Origin of the sequence: Cobetia amphilecti, from assembly GCF_020217465.1 — a bacterium.
Lineage (GTDB): Bacteria > Pseudomonadota > Gammaproteobacteria > Pseudomonadales > Halomonadaceae > Cobetia > Cobetia amphilecti.
Genome location: NZ_CP084115.1, coordinates 862,458 through 879,332, shown reverse-complemented (window position 1 = coordinate 879,332; position 16,875 = coordinate 862,458). Strand labels below are relative to the sequence as shown.

The window sequence follows — 16,875 nt, the reverse complement described above, 5'->3', positions numbered from 1 at the left end:
CAGAATTGCTAGCGTTCAAGGCGAGTCTCCATGCAGCCTGCCAGCATGGTCGCTACCGCATCGAGTTCCGCACTATTGCGGGCGCGAGCGGCCATGCCAGTGAGTATCTTGGGGTCGAGCAATTCTGCCAGCGTCTCGGCGAGGCGCTCTGCAGTCAACGTATTCTGGGGAATCAGGCGCGCGGCATCCGCCTTGACCAATACCGCGGCATTGACGGTCTGATGATCATCCACGGCGTGGGGGAACGGCACCAGCACCGCAGGCCGACCAGCCGCAGCCAGCTCGGCCACGGTCAGCGCGCCGGCGCGACAGACCACGAGGTCTGCCCAGGCGTAGGCCTCGGCCATGTCACCGATGAACTCGCTGACCTCAGCCGTGACACCGGCTGCCTGATAGGCGGCGAGGGTCGCCTCCTGCTTGTCACGTCCGGCCTGATGGCGCACCACGGGGCGCGAGGCTTCCGGCAGCAAGGCCAGCGCCGGCGCGAGCGTCTCGTTGAGCGCCTGAGCCCCCAGCGAGCCGCCCATCACCAGCAGATGCAACGCACGCGCCTCGCCTGCCGTCTCGACAGCAGACTCGGACGCATGACCTGCGGCACCGACATTCGCGATCTCATCACGCACCGGATTGCCCACCACCTGAGCCCCGAGAGCGGGCGGGAAGGCGCCCGGGAAGGCGGCGTAGACACGCGTCGCCATCCGCGCCAGCACCTTGTTGGTCAGGCCCGCGATGGCGTTCTGCTCATGAATGACCAGCGGAATGCCTTCAAGGCGCGCCGCGAGCCCGCCCGGACCACTGGCGAAGCCACCGAGGCCCACCACAAGCACCGGTTTGAGCTCACGAATCACGCGCCGCGCCTGCAGGACGGCACGCGCGAGACGAAACGGGATCGCCGCATAGCCCGCCAGCCCCTTGCCACGCAGGCCCGCGACCTCGACCCGATGCAGCGGATAGCCGGCGTCAGGCACCAGACGGTTCTCGATGCCACGCGGGCTGCCCAGCCAATGGATCTCGTGACCGGCCGCCGCGAGGGCACGCGCCAGCGACAGCGCCGGGATCACATGCCCTCCCGTCCCGCCGGCCATCATCAGCACGACGCCCCTGGAGACAGTGTCTACCGAGTCAACCGCCCCCTCGGGAGCGATGGTAGAAGAAGATGACGTCATGCCTGTGCTCCTTGCGGTGTCTCGGTCGGCTTCTTGGCCTTGCGCCGGGGCGCGGCGGCATTTCCTGTCGGTGTGCGGGTCAGCTTGCGGGTCTCGGCATCGATACGCAGCAGTATCGCGATCTGCACGCAACTGACGATCAGGCTGGAACCGCCATAACTCATCAGGGGCAGGGTCAGCCCCTTGGTGGGCAGCAGTCCGCTGGCCACACCGATGTTGATGAAGGCCTGCGCCCCCAGCACGAGGGCGATACCGTAGCCGAGGTAGGCGCTGAACGGCAAGCCGGCGAGTTCAGCGCGGCGACCGATCTTGAAGGCGCGGTAGATCAGCAGTCCGAACAGCGCCACCACGGCCGTCGCCCCGATCAAGCCCAGCTCTTCGGCCAGCACGGCGAACACGAAATCGGTATGCGCTTCCGGCAGATAGAAAAGCTTCTGCACGCTGTTGCCCAGCCCCATGCCGCTCAGGTGGCCACGACCGAAGGCGATCAACGCCTGGGTCAGCTGGTAGCCACTGTCATACATGTTGGCCCACGGGTCGGTATAGGTGGTCAGACGCTCCCAGCGATAGGGTTCGGCGATCGCCAACAGCCAACCACCACCGCCGGCCAGGCCCAGCAAGACGATGAAGCCCCACCAGGCGACGCCCGCCATCAACAGCATGCCCATCACGGCACCGCCCATGACCACGATGGAGCCAAAGTCAGGCTCCAGCGCCAGCAGCACGATCATCAGCAACAAGGGAACGCAGGGCAGAATGAGGCCGTTGACGACACTGGCGCGCACCTTGTCGAGGCGGCGGTCCAGATAGCCGGCCAGCCAGATCATCAGACACAGCTTGGCGATCTCGGAGGCCTGCACCCCACCGACCAATGGCAGCGGTATCCAGCGCTTGGCGCCGTTGATCTCGCGCCCGACCACCAACACGACCACCAGCAGCACGAAGCCCAGCATCAGCATCGCGAAGCTGCGCTGCTGCCAGGCGGACATCGGCACGCGCAGCGTACAGAATGCGGCCACCAGGCCGATCACGATGAAGATGCCGTGGCGCATGCTGTAGTAGAAGGCATTGCCATCGAAGCGCTCGCTCGAGATCTCGCTGGAGGCAGACGTCACCATCACCCAGCCGATACACAGGATCGCCAGCGCGCAGAACAGCAGCCAGCCGTCGACGGGCTGACGCTCTGCCGTCAGGGTGTCATGGACTCGCCGGGCCTTGTTACGCATCGCAGGCTTCCTTGTCGCTGCCGCCAGGGCCAGAATTGCAGTCAGCACCGGACATGATGTGCTGCGTGACCCAATCACGGAACGCATCGCCGCGCGCCAGGTAATTGGGGAACTGATCGAGACTGGCGCAGGCCGGTGACAGCAGTACGCAGTCCCCCGCCTGTGCGATCTGTCGAGCATGACGCATGGCCTCCAACAGCGTCATGACTGGCGTCACGGATACGTCATCGGCCAGGGCTTGCGTCAATAGCGGCGCATCCTGTCCGAACACCACCGCCTCACGGGCGTAACGGGCCAATGGCGCCGCCAGCGGCGTGAAGTCCGCGCCCTTGCCCTGGCCGCCGGCCAGCAATATCAGCTTGCCCTCGAGCGTCGGGCCGAGACCGGCAATCGCCGCCAGCGTCGCCCCGACATTGGTGCCCTTGGAATCATTGATCCAGCGCACGCCCGCCACCTCGGCGATCAGCTCGCCGCGATGCGGCAGCCCCGCGAAGCTTGCTAGCTCGGCGACCATCGCCGTCTCGTCGAGACCGATCGCCGTGCCCATCGCGAGTGCCGCCAGCGCATTGGCCTGATTGTGGCGGCCTGCAAGACGCACCTCCGCAGCAGGCATCACGCCGCGCAGCTGGCCAGACTCGACATGACACAGCGACAGCGTGCCGCCCTGCTCCGCCAGGCGCCATTGCGCCTGCCTGGCAGCCTCATCGGTCGACTTATCGGCCGACTCACCGAGCTGCACGCTGAAGCTGACTCGCGCCACCGCATCATTCTCGGCCGGCCAGCTCCAGGCGTCATCGGCATTAATGACCGCAAGGCCTGCGCCGCGGAAGATGCTGCGCTTGGCGGCCTGATAGCCGCGCATGCCATCGTGGCGATCAAGATGATCTTCGGAGAGATTCAGGAAGCAGGCGACATCGGCCTTGAGCTCAGGTGTGGTCTCGAGCTGGAAGGACGACAGCTCCAGCACGTAGAGCTCGGCATCGGGCTGCTCAAGCAACAATGTCAGCGCGGCGGTGCCCAGATTGCCGCCGACCGCCACGTCACGACCGGCACGCGCGGCCATCTGCGCGATCAGCGTGGTCACGGTGGACTTGGCATTCGAGCCGGTGATCGCGACCAGCGTTGGCCGCTTGCCCTGCGCATCGCGGGCCTGACGCTCATCCAGTGCGCGTACGAAGAGTGCGATCTCGCCGACCAGCCGCTCGCGAACCCCATCGAACACCGCCTGACGCGGGTCGATGCCCGGACTGAGCACCACCTCGCCGAAGCGTGACAGGTCCAGCGCTTCCAGTGGGCCGAGATGGACCTCGGCCTGCGGCGCATGCTCGCGCAGGCTCTCGAGGCCCGGCGGTGCGCTGCGGGTATCGGCGACGGCAAAGTCGATGCCGCGATCACTCAGATGGCGAGCGATCGCCTGTCCGGAGACACCAAGACCGACCACCAGGGTCGGTCCTTTGGCAGGCACCGGCGAGGCCGGTGCTTGAGAGGTGACAGAGAGGGTCATCGCGAATGCGTCCTCAGCGAACCTTGAGTGTGGCCAGGCCAAGCAGCACCAGCACGACGGTGATGATCCAGAAGCGCACGATGACGCGCGGCTCCGGCCAGCCTTTCAGCTCGAAGTGGTGATGCAGCGGCGCCATGCGGAAGATGCGTCGCCCGGTCAGCTTGTAGGAGCCGACCTGCAGGATCACCGAGACGGTTTCCATCACGAAGACGCCGCCCATGATGAACAGCACGATTTCCTGACGCACGATGACCGCCACGACCCCCAGTGCCGCGCCGAGTGCCAGCGCGCCCACATCGCCCATGAAGACCTGGGCGGGATAGGTGTTGAACCACAGGAAACCGAGGCCGGCACCCGCGATGGTAGCGCAGAACACCGCCAGCTCGCCGGAACCGGCGATGAATGGAATGTGCAGATACTCGGCGAACTTCAGGTTGCCCGAGGCGTAGGCGAAGATGGCCAGGCCCATGGCGACCAGCACGGTCGGCATGATCGCCAGACCATCGAGGCCATCGGTCAGGTTGACCGCATTGGAGCTGCCGACGATCACGAAGTAGGTCAGCACCATGTAGAACACGCCCAGCGGGATGACGACGTCCTTGAAGAACGGCACCAGCAGACCCGTCTCGGCCGGCGTGCTCGCCGTCAGATACAGCACCACGGCGGCGCCGATGCCCACCACCGACTGCCAGAAGTACTTCCAGCGCGCCGGCAGGCCACGCGGATTCTTCTCCACCACCTTGCGGTAGTCATCGACCCAGCCGACGGCGCCGAAGCCCAGCGTGACGGCCAGCACCACCCAGACATACAGGTTGGTCAGGTCGCCCCACAGCAGGGTGGAGACGGCCATCGACAGCAGGATCATCACGCCGCCCATGGTCGGGGTGCCGGCCTTGGAAAGGTGAGACTTGGGGCCATCGTCGCGCACGGCCTGGCCGATCTGGCCATCGACGAGCTTGCGTATGACCCAGGGACCCAGCCACAGACACAGCAACAGTGCCGTCAACGTGGCCAATACCACGCGCAGGGTCAGATAATTGAAAACCGTAAAGGCGCCATTGAATTGGGCCAGAAACTCAGCAAGCAGCAGCAGCATGACTCACATTCACCTTGATGCGTCGACCTTGAGCGCGGCAACGACATTCTCCATGCCAGCGCTGCGAGACCCCTTGACCAGAACACTGGCCCCGGTGGGTAGATGGTTACGGGCGTAAGCTTCCAGCTCTGCCCGCTCGATAAAGTGCTTGCCACCGGCCCCGAAGGCCGCGGCAGTCGCCTGAGCGCCCTCGCCGCAGGTGGCAATGAAATCTATGCCCAGCTTGCGGGCGTAATCGCCCACCTCGGCATGCAGACGTTCGGCGTCTGCTCCGAGTTCGCCCATGGCGCCCATCAGGCACCAGCGCGGCGCAGGCAGTGTCGCCAGCAGATCCAGCGCCGCCAGCATGGCGCCGGGGTTGGCGTTGTAGCTGTCATCCAGCAGACGCGAGCCATTGATGCCCGCCACGACACCCAGCCTGCCGGGTACGCTCTCGGCGCTCTCGAGTCCGGCGATCACCAGATCACTGTCGATGCCCAGTGCCAGGCACGCCGCGGCAGCCGCCAGCGCATTGGCCACGTTGTGACGCCCCAGCAACGCCAGCTGGACACGACCGAGCGAGCGGCCATCAAACGTCAGTTCGAAAGCATAACGCCCGAGTTCATCCGCGCCTAGCTCACGTGCCTGCAGGCGTGCCGGGCGATCACCGCTATCCACGCTGCCATCCGCAACGCTATCCGCAACGCTGAAGTCGATGACATCGACCGCCTGACCGGTTGCGGCCAGCGCCTGCCATAGCGAGAAGTAGGCGTCATCACGGTTGAGCACCGCGACCGGACGTCGCCCTCCCAACGGGCTCAAGCCCGCCAGAATCTCGCCCTTGGCCTGGGCGATCTGCCCCATGCCGCCGAATTCGCCGACATGGGCGCCGGTGACATTGGTGATCACCGCCACTTGCGGGCGCGCCAGGGCCGTCGTCCAGGCGATCTCGCCGAGATGATTGGCGCCCAGCTCGACCACGCCGTGCTGGTGGGCATTGCTCAAGCGCAGCAACGTCATCGGCAGGCCGAAATCGTTGTTGAGGTTGCCGTGATTGGCGAGGCTTTCGGCCTCGAAACGCGCGGCATCCCGCACAAGGATGGCATGCACCAGGCCCTTGACGCTGGTCTTGCCGCTGTTGCCGGTCACCGCGATCAGCGGCCTCCCCCAGGCACGGCGACGCGCCGCCGCCAGCAGCCCGAAGGCCAGCCGGGTATCCGCGACGACGATCTGCGGCAGCGGATCATCCACTGCCCGCTCGACCAGCGCCGCGACGGCGCCATTGGCGCGAGCCTGGGCGAGGAAGTCATGGGCATCGAAGCGCTCACCCTTCAGCGCCACGAACAGCGGTGCGGCCTGCTCACCAAGCTTGCGGGTATCCGTCTCGATGGCGCCCAGCGCTTGATCGCGCAATGCCTGTGGCAACTGCGCCCCGAGCACCGCGGCCAGTTCCTCGAAGGTGCTCAGACCAACGGGCTGTTCAGGCGCACTCATGCGTCACGCTCCTGACCTTCCAGCATCGAGAGCTCACGACGCTCCAGCGCCGCGACCGCATGGGCCACATCCGAAAACGGCAGTCGCTGACCGTCGATTTCCTGATAGTCCTCGTGCCCCTTGCCGGCGATCAGGATGACATCATGCTCGCCGGCATCACGGATGACCTGGGCAATGGCTTCGCCACGCTCGGCGATATCCAGCACGCGCTCGCGGGCATGGATGCCGGTCATCATCTGCTGACGGATGGCGGCGGCATCCTCGGTGCGAGGATTGTCATCGGTGATCACGACACGGTCGGCGCCCTGTTCGGCGGCCGTGGCCATCAGCGGGCGCTTGCCGCTGTCGCGATCGCCGCCACAGCCGAGTACACACCACAGCCGGGCATCATCCCGCGCCGGCAGGTGGGCACGCAGCGCGGTCAGCGCCGTCTCGACGGCCTCCGGCGTGTGGGCATAGTCGACCACCACCACCGGCGCGCCATCACGACTCAGGCGCTGCATGCGACCCGGTACCGGCGTCAGACGCGGCGCGGCGGCAAACAGCCCCTCGAACGAATAATCGAGGCCATGCAGGATCAGCATTGCCAGCAAGGCGTTGTCGAGGTTGAAGCGCCCCATCAGATTGAGGCCCAGCTCACGCTCGCCATCCGGCGTCGCGATCACGGCAACCTGGCCCAGCGGCTCGGGGAAGACATCCAGCACGCGCAGGGTCGCGACATCATCACGCCCCATTGCCAGCACGCGCACGCCGCGCTGCATGCCGGCCAGCATCAGACGCGCCAGCGCATCGTCGGCATTGAGCACCGCAAGCTTGAGTTCGGGGCGCTTGAACAGCTTCGCCTTGGCCGCCGCATAGGCCGCCATGCTGCCGTGGTAGTCGAGGTGGTCTCGCGAAAGATTGGTATAGCCCGCGACGGTGAAGCGGCAACCATTGACGCGCCCTTGATCCAGCGCATGGGAAGAGACTTCCATCGCGATCAGCTCGGCACCGACCAGGCTCAGGCCCTTGAGCGCCGCCTGCACGGCCAGGGCATCAGGCGTGGTGCGCTCGCCCGCGACCAGCGCGCCGGGACGCCCGATGCCGAGCGTGCCGATCATGCCGGCGGGCGTGCCCATCGCTTCGGCCAGCTCGGCGATGTAATGGGTGACGGAAGACTTGCCATTGGTGCCCGTGACCCCGACCAGCGTCAGCGACTCGGGCACACTGAAGGCCTGGCGGCCCAGCTCACCGAGCTGCTCGCCCAGATTCTCGAGCCAGACGACTCTGGCATCGTCTGAATGCAGCGCGAGGCGTGCATCCCCGCCTGCGGGTCTTTCGGCCAGCACCAGCTCGGCACCGCCCTCAAGCGCCGCGGCGATATAGTCGCGGCCATCGCTGGCGATGCCGGGGATGGCGATGAAGAGGGAGCCCTGCGCGGCACTGCGACTGTCGATCGTCAGGTGCCAGTCATCGCGCGCGGCAAGCCGTGCACGGCAATCGTCATCGAGGGCGCCTGGCCACAGCGCCAGCAACGCTGCCAGCATGTCTGTCGCCGTGGCCAACGGGCGCGCCAGAAACTCGCCCAGGCGCCTGGTATCGTGCGGTGAAGTCATGTCGGAAGACCTTCCTTGTTCCCGATGTCCCGGAACGTATTCACTACATGAGAAAAAAGACGCAGTCGCCCGCCCGAGGCCGACGACCGTGCCACATGAAAAGCGTTACTCACCGACCTTGCTGTCCGGCGGCACATCCAGCAGGCGCAATGCCTTGCCCACCACGCGCCCGAACACGGGCGCCGCCACCAGACCGCCGTAATATTCTTCCCCTTTGGGGTTCTCGATCATCACCACGGTCACGATACGCGGATCAGACACCGGTGCCACACCCGCGAACAACGAACGATAGGCGGTCTTCTGATAACCACCGGCCGTCACCTTGCGTACGGTGCCGGTCTTGCCGGCGATGCGATAGCCTTCGACCACCGCCCGCTTGGCAGGCCCGTTGGGCTGCACGATCTTCTCCATCATGCCAAGCAAGGCGTGCGCGTTGTCCGATGAGATCACCTGGTCACCGACTGGCGGCGTCTTGACCTTGAGCAGCGACGGCGGCACACGACGGCCGTCGTTGGCGAGCGCGGTGTAGGCGCTGGCCAGTTGCAGCGCCGAGACGCTGATACCGTAACCGTAGGAGATGGAGGCCCGCTTGCTGCGCGACCAGTTGGTCGGCGGCGGCAGCACGCCGGTCGTCTCGCCCGGGAAGCCGGTGCCCGGCGCCTGACCGAGGCCCAGCTCATAGTAGCGATTCCACACCGCATCATCCTCGAGACTCAGCGCCATGCGGCTCATGCCGATATTCGAGGAGTGATAGAGAATGCCCGCCATGTCGAGCTTGCCGTAGTTGCGGAAGTCACGAATGGTGAACTGATCGACCCGCATGTAACCCGGCGTGGTATCGATCACCGAGTCCGGCTGATACTTGCTGGAGGCAAGGCCGGCGCTCATCGACAGCGGCTTCATCACCGAGCCGGGCTCGAAGGCATCGGTGATCGCGCGGTTACGCAGCCCGGCGGGATCAAGCCCGGCACGGTTGTTCGGGTTATAGGACTTCTGATTGACCATCGCCAGCACTTCGCCGGTGCGCGCATCCATCATCACCAGGGTGCCGCCATCTGCGCGGTGCTCCGCCACGGCCGCCTTGAGCTCACGGTAGGCCATGTATTGCAGACGCAGGTCGATGGAGAGTGTCAGGTCGCCACCGGGCTTGGCTTCGCTGATCAGATGCAGGTCACGCACCAGGCGCCCCTTGCGGTCCTTGAGCACACGTCGCTTGCCCGGTGTCCCGGAAAGGTAGGAATTGTAGGCAAGCTCGAGCCCCTCCTGGCCCTTGTCATCGACGTTGGTCACACCGATCAACTGGGCGGAGACTTCTCCGGAGGGGTAATAGCGCTTGTATTCCTGCTTGTGGCTGACGCCCGGAATATCGAGGTCGATGGCAGGCTGGGCCTGCGGCGGGGTCATCTGACGCTTGATGTACATGAAGCCCTTGCCGGCATCACGATAGCGGCGGACGCGTGCGATCAGGTCATCCGGCTTCTGCCCCAGCGCGCGCGCCAGCAATGACAGCCGCACGGGGTCGTCGGGCACCTTGCGCGGGTCGGCCCACAGGGTGATGACCGGCGTGGAGATCGCCAGCGGCTCACCGGTGCGATCGGTGATCATGCCGCGGTGAGCATTGATGCTGTCGACACGCAGGGTGCGTGCGTCGCCCTGATCCTGCAGGAACTGCTGATCGAAGAGCTGGAGATAGCCGATGCGGCCGACCAGAGCGACAAGCCCGGCCAGCACGATGAAGAGCATGATGCGATAGCGGGCTGGCCCCATGGCCGCGCGCGCGCTCTTGCGGGCACCGCCTGCGGCCTTGGTACGAGCGGGCGTCTCAGCGCCGGCGGCTTTGCGCGGGCGAGACGAAGGCGGGCGACGCGTGGCCATCAGCGAATGACCTCGACATCGTGGACATCCGGGACACGCATCTCGAGTCGCTCGATGCTGATGCTTTCGATACGCGCCGGCGCCGACCAGGCGCTCTCTTCCAGCAACAGGCGGCCCCAGCGTGCACGCGCATCATCGCGCGCCGCTTCCAGCTTCTGCAGCTGGGCATATTGGCCGCGCGAGAGGTGGGAGCTGATCACGACAGCAGCGGCAGAGCCGAGCAGACTGAGCATCAGCACCGCGAAACACAGGTGACGCCAACGCATCTGCACCTTGATCGGCCAGTTACCCGTCCAGCCATCCTGTCTCCGTCCCGCCATGCCGACTCCCTAATCACTCTGAACGTGATGCCCCGCATCACGAATATCCTTGCAGACTGCCAACGTGCAGGCGCGATGTTCGCTCACTTGTTTGAAGCGCCCGGCGCATTATGTCAGCAAGTGGCGTTAGCCGCTAAGAGTTGCAGCACGGCAACACTTGTGTCGTCCTTTCACCACAGCCCACTTGCGCGCGCGCCTGCCGGTAGGCAGGCGCAGAAAGAGGCACGATTCCCCGGAGGGAGCACTGACGCTATTTGAGCTTTTCGGCAATGCGCATCACGGCACTGCGCGAACGGACATTGGCATCGACTTCGCTTTGCGAGGCCTTCTGCGCCTTGCCTACCAGCTTGAGACGCTTGTTGAGCTGGTCTTCGCGGATCGGCATGCCACGCGGCGCCTGATCCCCCCGCGCCTTGTCACGCATGAAGCGCTTGACGATGCGGTCTTCCAGCGAGTGGAAGCTGATCACGACCAGACGACCGCCGGGCTTGAGCGCCTCGAGACCGGCATCCAGCGCGCGGGTCAGCTCATCCAGCTCACCATTGATGTGAATGCGGATCGCCTGGAAGACACGCGTCGCCGGGTGCTTGTGCTTCTCCCAGTTGGGGTGGGCATCCTTGATCAGGCTGGCGAAGTCGCCGGTGCGCGTGATGGGTCGCTCGGCGCGACGCTCCACCACGGCGCGTGCCAGACGCTTGGCATAACGCTCCTCACCATAGGTCTTGAAGACCCAGGCCATGTCCTCGGCACTGGCACGCGACAGCCACTCGGCGGCGCTCTCGCCACTGGTGGGGTCCATGCGCATGTCCAGCGGGCCATCATTCATGAAGCTGAAGCCACGCTCGGCATCATCCAGCTGCGGGGATGACACGCCGATGTCGAGCAGGATGCCATCCAGCTGGCCGTGCACGCCCTCACGCTCGGCATACTCGCCAAGACGCGCGAATTCACCGGCATGGATACTGAAACGCTCGTCATCGATGGTCGCGGCTTCCGCCAGCGCCTGGGGGTCACGATCACAGGCGATCAGACGCCCCTCGGGCGCCAGACGCGACAGGATCAGACGCGAATGGCCACCGCGACCGAAGGTGCCGTCGAAGTAGACGCCGGCCGTGTCCTGAATCAGGCCATCGACCGCGCCATCGAGCATGACACTGACATGCGCGAAGCGATCAGCCACTTCGACGGACTCGGTATCGGCAGACTCGGTAACGGAAGGAGCGCTGGGCTTGGACATGACGAAACTCTGGACCTTGGCACGCGATGCGAGCAGTGAAAGCCGGTGGCAAAGGGCACCGACAGCATAAGAGCGGAGACAGCGCCTGCGTGCAGCAGGCAAGCGGCTGAAACACGAATTCAAGTGCCATAACCGACAACCGGCGCCTGTCACGGCAGCGTGTTCGTTGCCATCCAACTGCAATGGTCATTCACGAAACACGCAGCGGACGGCGCCGGTCATGCGAATTCAGGGTGTGCTGCCATCGCTCGCATCGCGAAGGCTGGCAGCACACTGACGTTATAAGGCGGGAGATGGCCGATAAGCCGGGTCTTGTCGTGGACAGTCATTCATCTAGGCCCTGAATCACTTCAGGGCTCAAGCAACCAACCCGCCCCCACTGCGGGCAGCAGCATAGGGGGCCTATTTGGTCTTGCTCCAGGTGGGGTTTACCTCGCCGCGAACTGTTACCAGCCGCGCGGTGCGCTCTTACCGCACCCTTTCACCCTTACCGGTCAGCCGAAGCTGACGTAGGCGGTCTTCTCTCTGCTGCACTTGCCGTCGGCTCGCGCCGCCCAGACGTTATCTGGCACCTTGCCCTATGGAGCCCGGACTTTCCTCCCCCAGCTTGCGCTGGCGGCGACTGTCTGGCCGTCTCCCAAGCGCGCAAGACTACCAGTGTCATGGGCCTTTCACAAGACGAAGCCCGCGCAGGCCGAACAATGGCAGCGGCAAAAAAGTCTGGCGTGACAGAGGTTTGCTTATTCCTCCGCCGCGTCCTTCATGGCTTGCGCCTTGGCATACCAGGCTTTCTTGCGCCCACCCACCAGACGCGTGGCGATGGCGGCCATCTGCTTGACGCCGACACCCTCCTCGAACAGCACCTGCAACAGGGCGTCGCCTTCGACACTGGCCGCCTCGTCGCCGTCACGTGCCGGCGCTCCTTCGATCATGACCACGAACTCACCGCGGGTCTGATCACTGTCAGCGTCCATCTGCGCCAGCAGCTCGGCCGCCGTGCCATCAAGGAAGGTCTCGAAGGTCTTGGTCAGCTCACGGGCCAGCACGACCCGGCGCTCGCCCAGCACCTCGCGGATATCGCCGAGCAGCGCCTGGATGCGGTGCGGAGACTCGTACAGCACATGGGTGGCGCTATCATCGCGCAGCGCGGCAAGGCGCGCCTGACGCGGGCCACCCTTGTGGGCCAGAAAGCCTTCGAAGGTGAAGCGATCCGTCGGCAGACCCGCCGCGCTGAGGGCGGTGATCAACGCGCACGGCCCCGGCAGCGGCACTACCTTGAAGCCACGCTCGCGCAGGGCGCGCACGACGATGAAGCCGGGATCGGAGATCAGCGGCGTGCCGGCATCGGAGACCAGCGCGACGCGTCGGCCTGCCTCCAGCGCCTGACACAGCTGGTCGACACGACCACGTTCATTGTGATCGTGCAGGGACATCATGGGCACTTCCAGGCCCAGGTGACGCAGCAACCGCGCGCTGTGGCGGGTATCCTCGGCTGCGATCAGGTCCACTTCTCCCAGCACCCGCGCGGCGCGGGGACTGAGATCATCGAGGTTACCAATCGGCGTGGCGACCACGTACAATACGCCTTCAGAAGACTCGGACATTCAATGCTTCGACTCGTTGAACTCAATGGTAGAAATGGTCGTCAGACACAGGCAGATTGCCTTGGGACATTTCATCCGAAGGACGCTGCATGCGTGGCCCTGATCGACCGAGTGCCATGATGCCTTTCACCCTTCATCACAGTAGGCGGCGATGCAGTCCTGACCACATCGCCCATCAGCCAAGGGACCGTCGTACATGCGCCAGACATGGAATCGTGCATCAGCCAATACGCTGGGCACTTCGTCAGCCATCCGGCAGGAGGCCGCGCGCCGTTCACGTTCCGGCCTGCGCACGCTGGCGGGCCTCGCCGCCTCCGCCCTGCTGCTGGCAGGGTGTGCCGGACAGTCACCGCTTTCCAGCGGCCCCGGGGCCGATGCCCTGCTCGCTCAGGCCGAGCAGCAACAGGGTCAGCAAGCGGCCAGTACGCGCCTGCAAGCTGCGGACATCCTAGCACGCAGCGGCGACAACGCGCAGGCGATCACCATCGCATCCGACATCGACCCGACAAGCCTCGAGCCGCAGGAACGCGTGCAATGGGCCCTGCTGCTGTCGCGTATCGCGCTTGAGCAGCAGGACGGCTGGAACACGATCCTGGCCACCTCGGTGCTCGAGGACGGCATCCAGATGTCCGGCGATGACCAGCGCACACTGCGCAAGCGTCGCGGCCTGGCACTCGGCATGGTCGGCGAACCCCTGGCCAGCGCCCAGACCCTGATCGCCCTGCAGGCCGACAGCGATGACCTGAGCATCAACGACACCCTGTGGGAGCAGCTCACGCGCCTCTCGCCCAGTCAGCTCAATGAGCTGGCCAGTGCCAGCCCCACCGCCAGTGGCTGGACGGACCTGCTGCGCCTGCAGCGTCGCTTCGGTGGCAACATCGACCAGATGTTCTCCGCCATCAACGACTGGTCGGACGCCAACCCGCAGCATCCCGCCGCACGCCAGATGCCGCAGGGCATACTCGACCTGCGCGAGCTCTCCGGCCAGGAAGTGCGCAAGATTGCCGTCTTCCTGCCCGAGTCCGGCTCGCTCAAGCGGATCGCCCAGGCCATCCGTGAAGGCATCGAGGCGCGCCATCGCAGCGCCATCGACAATGCCGAGGCCACCCCGCAGCTGAGCTTCTATGACACCTCGAGCGCGGACCTCAAGACCCTGTATGCCCGTGCCACCATGGATGGCGCCCAGGTCGTGCTCGGCCCGCTGGACAAGAAGCTGGTCAGTCAGCTCGAGACCCAGAACAGCCTGCCGCTGCCGACACTGGCCCTCAACTACGGCACCCATGACAGCAACCGTGCCGACAACCTGTTCCAGTACGGCCTGTCCGCCGAGGACGAAGCCCGCCAGGTCGCCATGCGCGCCGCACTCGACGGCCATCGTGGCGCCGCCGCTCTGGTGCCCAACAATGCCTGGGGCCAGCGCGTCTACAGCGCCTTCCGCGACCGCTTCGAGCAGGAGGGCGGCGACATCGTCTCCATCGAGCGCTACAACCCCAAGGGCGCCGTCAGCTCAGCCGTCAAGGACCTGCTGTCGGTCTCGAGCCAGGATCAGGCGCGCATGAAGTCCGCCAAGAAATCCGGCAGCAAATACGGCCGCGCCCATTCCGGCAACATCGACATGATCTTCCTGCTGGCACTGCCGAGCTATGCGCGTCAGGTGCCGCCGATGCTGGACTTCTACTACGCGGGCGACCTGCCGATCTACGGCACCTCCCATCTCTATGATGGCGCACCGCAGCCCGATCAGGATGGCGACCTCAATGGCGTCGACTTCGTGGACATTCCCTGGGAAGTGCCGGAGGCCTCCTCCGGCGGCAAGGCGTCCCTGCCGGAAGTCGACACCTACCGCGCCCTGTCCGATGCCTCACCGCGCATGCTCAAGCTCAACGCCATGGGGGTCGATGCCTATCGCCTGGCCCAGCGCGTACCGCTGATGCTGGCCGGTGCGGGCGGCGAACTCTTCGGCGCCACCGGCAGCCTCTTCCCGCGCCACGATGGCCGCATCGAGCGCACGCTGCCCTGGGCTGAATTCAGAGGTGGCGTACCGCGTCCGCCATTGAAAGGCGCCAACAGCCGCACCGTCGAAGCCTACACGCCCTGACATGACACGCGCCGACTCGCCCTCTGACAAGGCGCACCCGCCTCCCCAGCGTCGCGCCCGAGCGCGCGGCGCCGTCATCGAGGCGGAGGTAGAACAATGGCTGGCAGCGCGTGGCCTGACACCCGTCACGCGCAACCAGCATGCCAAGGGCGGCGAGATCGACCTGATCATGCGTGACGCCGAGACCCTGGTCTTCATCGAGGTGCGCTACCGGGCCAACTCCCGCTTCGGCAGCGCACTGGAAAGCGTGACCCATACCAAGCAACGCCGGCTGATCACTGCCGCGCGTTTTTATCTGGCCCAGCACGGGCTATCATGTTCCTGCCGCTTCGACGTGGTAGGCGTGGAGGGGGCCTCCCCTCGTTCCATTCACTGGATTCGCCACGCCTTCGAAGCGTTCTGAAGCCAACGACCAAGAGCCATCATGGATTTCCAATCGCGTATTCTCGGCCATTTCAACGCCAGCATTGACACCAAGACCTACGCCAGCGAAGTGCTGCCGCCCTTCATCGAAGCGGCCAGCCAGATGATGGTCCAGAGCCTGGTCAATGACGGCAAGATCCTGGCCTGCGGCAACGGCGGCAGCGCCGGCGACAGCCAGCATTTCTCCTCCGAGCTGCTCAACCGCTTCGAGCGTGAGCGCCCGAGCCTGCCGGCCATCGCGCTGACCACCGACACCTCCACGCTGACGTCCATCGCCAACGACTACAGCTACAACGAGGTGTTCTCCAAGCAGATCCGCGCCCTGGGTCAGCCCGGCGACATCCTGCTGGCCATCTCCACCAGCGGCAACTCCGCCAACGTGGTGCAGGCCATCCAGGCGGCTCACGACCGTGACATGCGTGTCGTCGCCTTGACCGGTCGTGACGGTGGCGACATGGCGTCACTGCTGGGCAGTGAAGACTGCGAGATTCGTGTTCCCGCCACCTCTACGGCACGCATCCAGGAAGTCCATCTGCTGGCCATCCACTGCCTGTGCGACCTGATTGATCATCAGCTGTTCGGCAGCAACGAGTAATCCGCGCGCCCCACGGCATTCACCAGGAGAAAACGGCATGACGCCCAAGAACCTGCTTTCCCTCATGGCCACCGCCGGCTTCCTGACGCTAGCCGGCTGCACCACCGTCGCCGACCTGACCAACAGCGGCCCGATCGACGAAGACTATGGCGATCGCACCCTGGGCGCCCAGGTGGAAGACGAGAGCATCGAGACCAAGATCGAGGTCAATCTCGGCAAGACCGATGCCCGCTTCAATGATGCCCACGTCAACGTGAACTCCTACAACGGCATGGTGCTGCTGACCGGCCAGGTCGCCAGTGACGAGCTGAAGCAGAAGGCCACGGACATCGCCAAGGATGTGCGTCGCGTGCGCCAAGTGCACAACGCGCTGGAAATCAGCGCCAATGCCCCGGCCAGCCAGCGCGTGCAGGACACCTGGCTGACCACGCGCGTCAAGGCCACGCTGGCGGCAGATGCCAACATCGACTCCGGCCGCATCCTGGTACTCACCGAGAATGCCAGCGTCTACCTGATGGGTATCGTGACCCGCGCCGAAGCCGACCAGATCGTCAGCAAGGTCTCTGAAGTCGGCGGCATCCAGCGTATCGCCAAGGTCTTCGAGTACCTCGACTGATCGAGGTGGCGCGCTTGCATGCCTGACATGCAAAGTGCCCTGAACGA

The 16,875-nt window shown here is 65.2% G+C and carries 14 protein-coding genes and 1 other RNA gene; 4 read left to right on the top strand and 11 right to left on the bottom strand.

Translation table 11 applies throughout. The annotated features are described in order from the left end of the window. Positions 1–8 precede the first annotated feature (8 nt). The 11 genes from murG to rsmI form a co-directional block, all read right to left on the bottom strand. Positions 9–1,085: an undecaprenyldiphospho-muramoylpentapeptide beta-N-acetylglucosaminyltransferase gene (gene murG, locus LCW13_RS03750; RefSeq protein ID WP_153636776.1), complete on the bottom strand. Its 1,077-nt coding sequence runs from the start codon at positions 1,083–1,085 to the stop codon at positions 9–11. Positions 1,086–1,162: 77 nt separating this feature from the next. Further along, positions 1,163–2,392, bottom strand: a complete 1,230-nt coding sequence (ftsW, locus tag LCW13_RS03745) for a putative lipid II flippase FtsW (protein WP_052384394.1) — start codon at positions 2,390–2,392, stop codon at positions 1,163–1,165. After that, on the bottom strand, positions 2,385–3,896 hold the full coding sequence (gene murD, locus LCW13_RS03740) for a UDP-N-acetylmuramoyl-L-alanine--D-glutamate ligase (RefSeq protein WP_225347617.1): 1,512 nt from the start codon (positions 3,894–3,896) through the stop codon (positions 2,385–2,387). The genes ftsW and murD overlap by 8 nt, the downstream gene beginning before the upstream one ends. A 13-nt stretch (positions 3,897–3,909) precedes the next feature. Next, positions 3,910–4,992, bottom strand: coding sequence for a phospho-N-acetylmuramoyl-pentapeptide-transferase (gene mraY / locus LCW13_RS03735; RefSeq protein WP_043332504.1), 1,083 nt, complete (start codon positions 4,990–4,992; stop codon positions 3,910–3,912). Positions 4,993–5,001: 9 nt separating this feature from the next. Then, positions 5,002–6,465, bottom strand: a complete 1,464-nt coding sequence (locus LCW13_RS03730) for a UDP-N-acetylmuramoyl-tripeptide--D-alanyl-D-alanine ligase (RefSeq protein ID WP_225347616.1) — start codon at positions 6,463–6,465, stop codon at positions 5,002–5,004. Then, positions 6,462–8,060 (bottom strand): UDP-N-acetylmuramoyl-L-alanyl-D-glutamate--2,6-diaminopimelate ligase, encoded by a 1,599-nt coding sequence (locus tag LCW13_RS03725; RefSeq protein WP_225347615.1) that lies wholly within the window; start codon positions 8,058–8,060, stop codon positions 6,462–6,464. Before LCW13_RS03725 ends, LCW13_RS03730 begins: the two co-directional genes overlap by 4 nt. Positions 8,061–8,165: 105 nt before the next feature. Next, positions 8,166–9,827 carry a peptidoglycan D,D-transpeptidase FtsI family protein gene (locus LCW13_RS03720; RefSeq protein ID WP_054555193.1) on the bottom strand — a complete coding sequence of 554 codons (1,662 nt, stop codon included), beginning with the start codon at positions 9,825–9,827 and terminating at the stop codon, positions 8,166–8,168. A 107-nt stretch (positions 9,828–9,934) separates the two neighbouring features. Further along, positions 9,935–10,255 (bottom strand): cell division protein FtsL, encoded by a 321-nt coding sequence (gene ftsL / locus LCW13_RS03715; RefSeq protein WP_043332508.1) that lies wholly within the window; start codon positions 10,253–10,255, stop codon positions 9,935–9,937. A 250-nt stretch (positions 10,256–10,505) separates the two neighbouring features. Next, on the bottom strand, positions 10,506–11,492 hold the full coding sequence (gene rsmH / locus LCW13_RS03710) for a 16S rRNA (cytosine(1402)-N(4))-methyltransferase RsmH (protein ID WP_054555089.1): 987 nt from the start codon (positions 11,490–11,492) through the stop codon (positions 10,506–10,508). Between the two features lie 285 nt (positions 11,493–11,777). Beyond that, positions 11,778–12,130: RNase P RNA component class A (rnpB, locus tag LCW13_RS03705), an RNA gene on the bottom strand. 102 nt (positions 12,131–12,232) lie between these two features. Further along, positions 12,233–13,096, bottom strand: a complete 864-nt coding sequence (gene rsmI, locus LCW13_RS03700) for a 16S rRNA (cytidine(1402)-2'-O)-methyltransferase (RefSeq protein ID WP_043332510.1) — start codon at positions 13,094–13,096, stop codon at positions 12,233–12,235. Between the two features lie 196 nt (positions 13,097–13,292). Here rsmI and LCW13_RS03695 point away from each other — a divergent pair, with 196 nt between their 5' ends. Genes LCW13_RS03695 through LCW13_RS03680 form a run of 4 tightly spaced genes read left to right on the top strand, consistent with a single transcriptional unit; the run spans position 13,293 to position 16,828 of the window. Next, on the top strand, positions 13,293–15,194 hold the full coding sequence (locus LCW13_RS03695; protein ID WP_225347614.1) for a penicillin-binding protein activator: 1,902 nt from the start codon (positions 13,293–13,295) through the stop codon (positions 15,192–15,194). 1 nt (position 15,195) lies between these two features. Further along, a complete protein-coding gene (locus LCW13_RS03690) occupies positions 15,196–15,597 on the top strand; it encodes a YraN family protein (RefSeq protein WP_225347613.1) in 402 nt (133 codons plus the stop codon). A gap of 21 nt (positions 15,598–15,618) precedes the next feature. After that, positions 15,619–16,212 (top strand): phosphoheptose isomerase, encoded by a 594-nt coding sequence (locus LCW13_RS03685; protein ID WP_043332512.1) that lies wholly within the window; start codon positions 15,619–15,621, stop codon positions 16,210–16,212. A gap of 37 nt (positions 16,213–16,249) precedes the next feature. Beyond that, the gene (locus LCW13_RS03680) at positions 16,250–16,828 is read left to right on the top strand and encodes a BON domain-containing protein (protein ID WP_054555092.1); all 579 of its coding nucleotides are present in this window, start codon (positions 16,250–16,252) and stop codon (positions 16,826–16,828) included. Positions 16,829–16,875 lie beyond the last annotated feature (47 nt).

What these genes read in the sequence shown, in the direction of transcription:
- LCW13_RS03690 (WP_225347613.1), top strand. Translation starts at nt 15,196, where the DNA reads ATGACACGCGCCGACTCGCCCTCTGACAAGGCGCACCCGCCTCCCCAG.
- LCW13_RS03725 (WP_225347615.1), bottom strand. Translation starts at nt 8,060, where the DNA reads ATGACTTCACCGCACGATACCAGGCGCCTGGGCGAGTTTCTGGCGCGC.
- rsmH (WP_054555089.1), bottom strand. Translation starts at nt 11,492, where the DNA reads ATGTCCAAGCCCAGCGCTCCTTCCGTTACCGAGTCTGCCGATACCGAG.
- mraY (WP_043332504.1), bottom strand. Translation starts at nt 4,992, where the DNA reads ATGCTGCTGCTGCTTGCTGAGTTTCTGGCCCAATTCAATGGCGCCTTT.
- murG (WP_153636776.1), bottom strand. Translation starts at nt 1,085, where the DNA reads ATGGCCGGCGGGACGGGAGGGCATGTGATCCCGGCGCTGTCGCTGGCG.
- LCW13_RS03685 (WP_043332512.1), top strand. Translation starts at nt 15,619, where the DNA reads ATGGATTTCCAATCGCGTATTCTCGGCCATTTCAACGCCAGCATTGAC.
- LCW13_RS03730 (WP_225347616.1), bottom strand. Translation starts at nt 6,465, where the DNA reads ATGAGTGCGCCTGAACAGCCCGTTGGTCTGAGCACCTTCGAGGAACTG.
- ftsL (WP_043332508.1), bottom strand. Translation starts at nt 10,255, where the DNA reads ATGGCGGGACGGAGACAGGATGGCTGGACGGGTAACTGGCCGATCAAG.
- rsmI (WP_043332510.1), bottom strand. Translation starts at nt 13,096, where the DNA reads ATGTCCGAGTCTTCTGAAGGCGTATTGTACGTGGTCGCCACGCCGATT.
- LCW13_RS03720 (WP_054555193.1), bottom strand. Translation starts at nt 9,827, where the DNA reads ATGGGGCCAGCCCGCTATCGCATCATGCTCTTCATCGTGCTGGCCGGG.
- LCW13_RS03680 (WP_054555092.1), top strand. Translation starts at nt 16,250, where the DNA reads ATGACGCCCAAGAACCTGCTTTCCCTCATGGCCACCGCCGGCTTCCTG.
- ftsW (WP_052384394.1), bottom strand. Translation starts at nt 2,392, where the DNA reads ATGCGTAACAAGGCCCGGCGAGTCCATGACACCCTGACGGCAGAGCGT.
- LCW13_RS03695 (WP_225347614.1), top strand. Translation starts at nt 13,293, where the DNA reads ATGCGCCAGACATGGAATCGTGCATCAGCCAATACGCTGGGCACTTCG.
- murD (WP_225347617.1), bottom strand. Translation starts at nt 3,896, where the DNA reads ATGACCCTCTCTGTCACCTCTCAAGCACCGGCCTCGCCGGTGCCTGCC.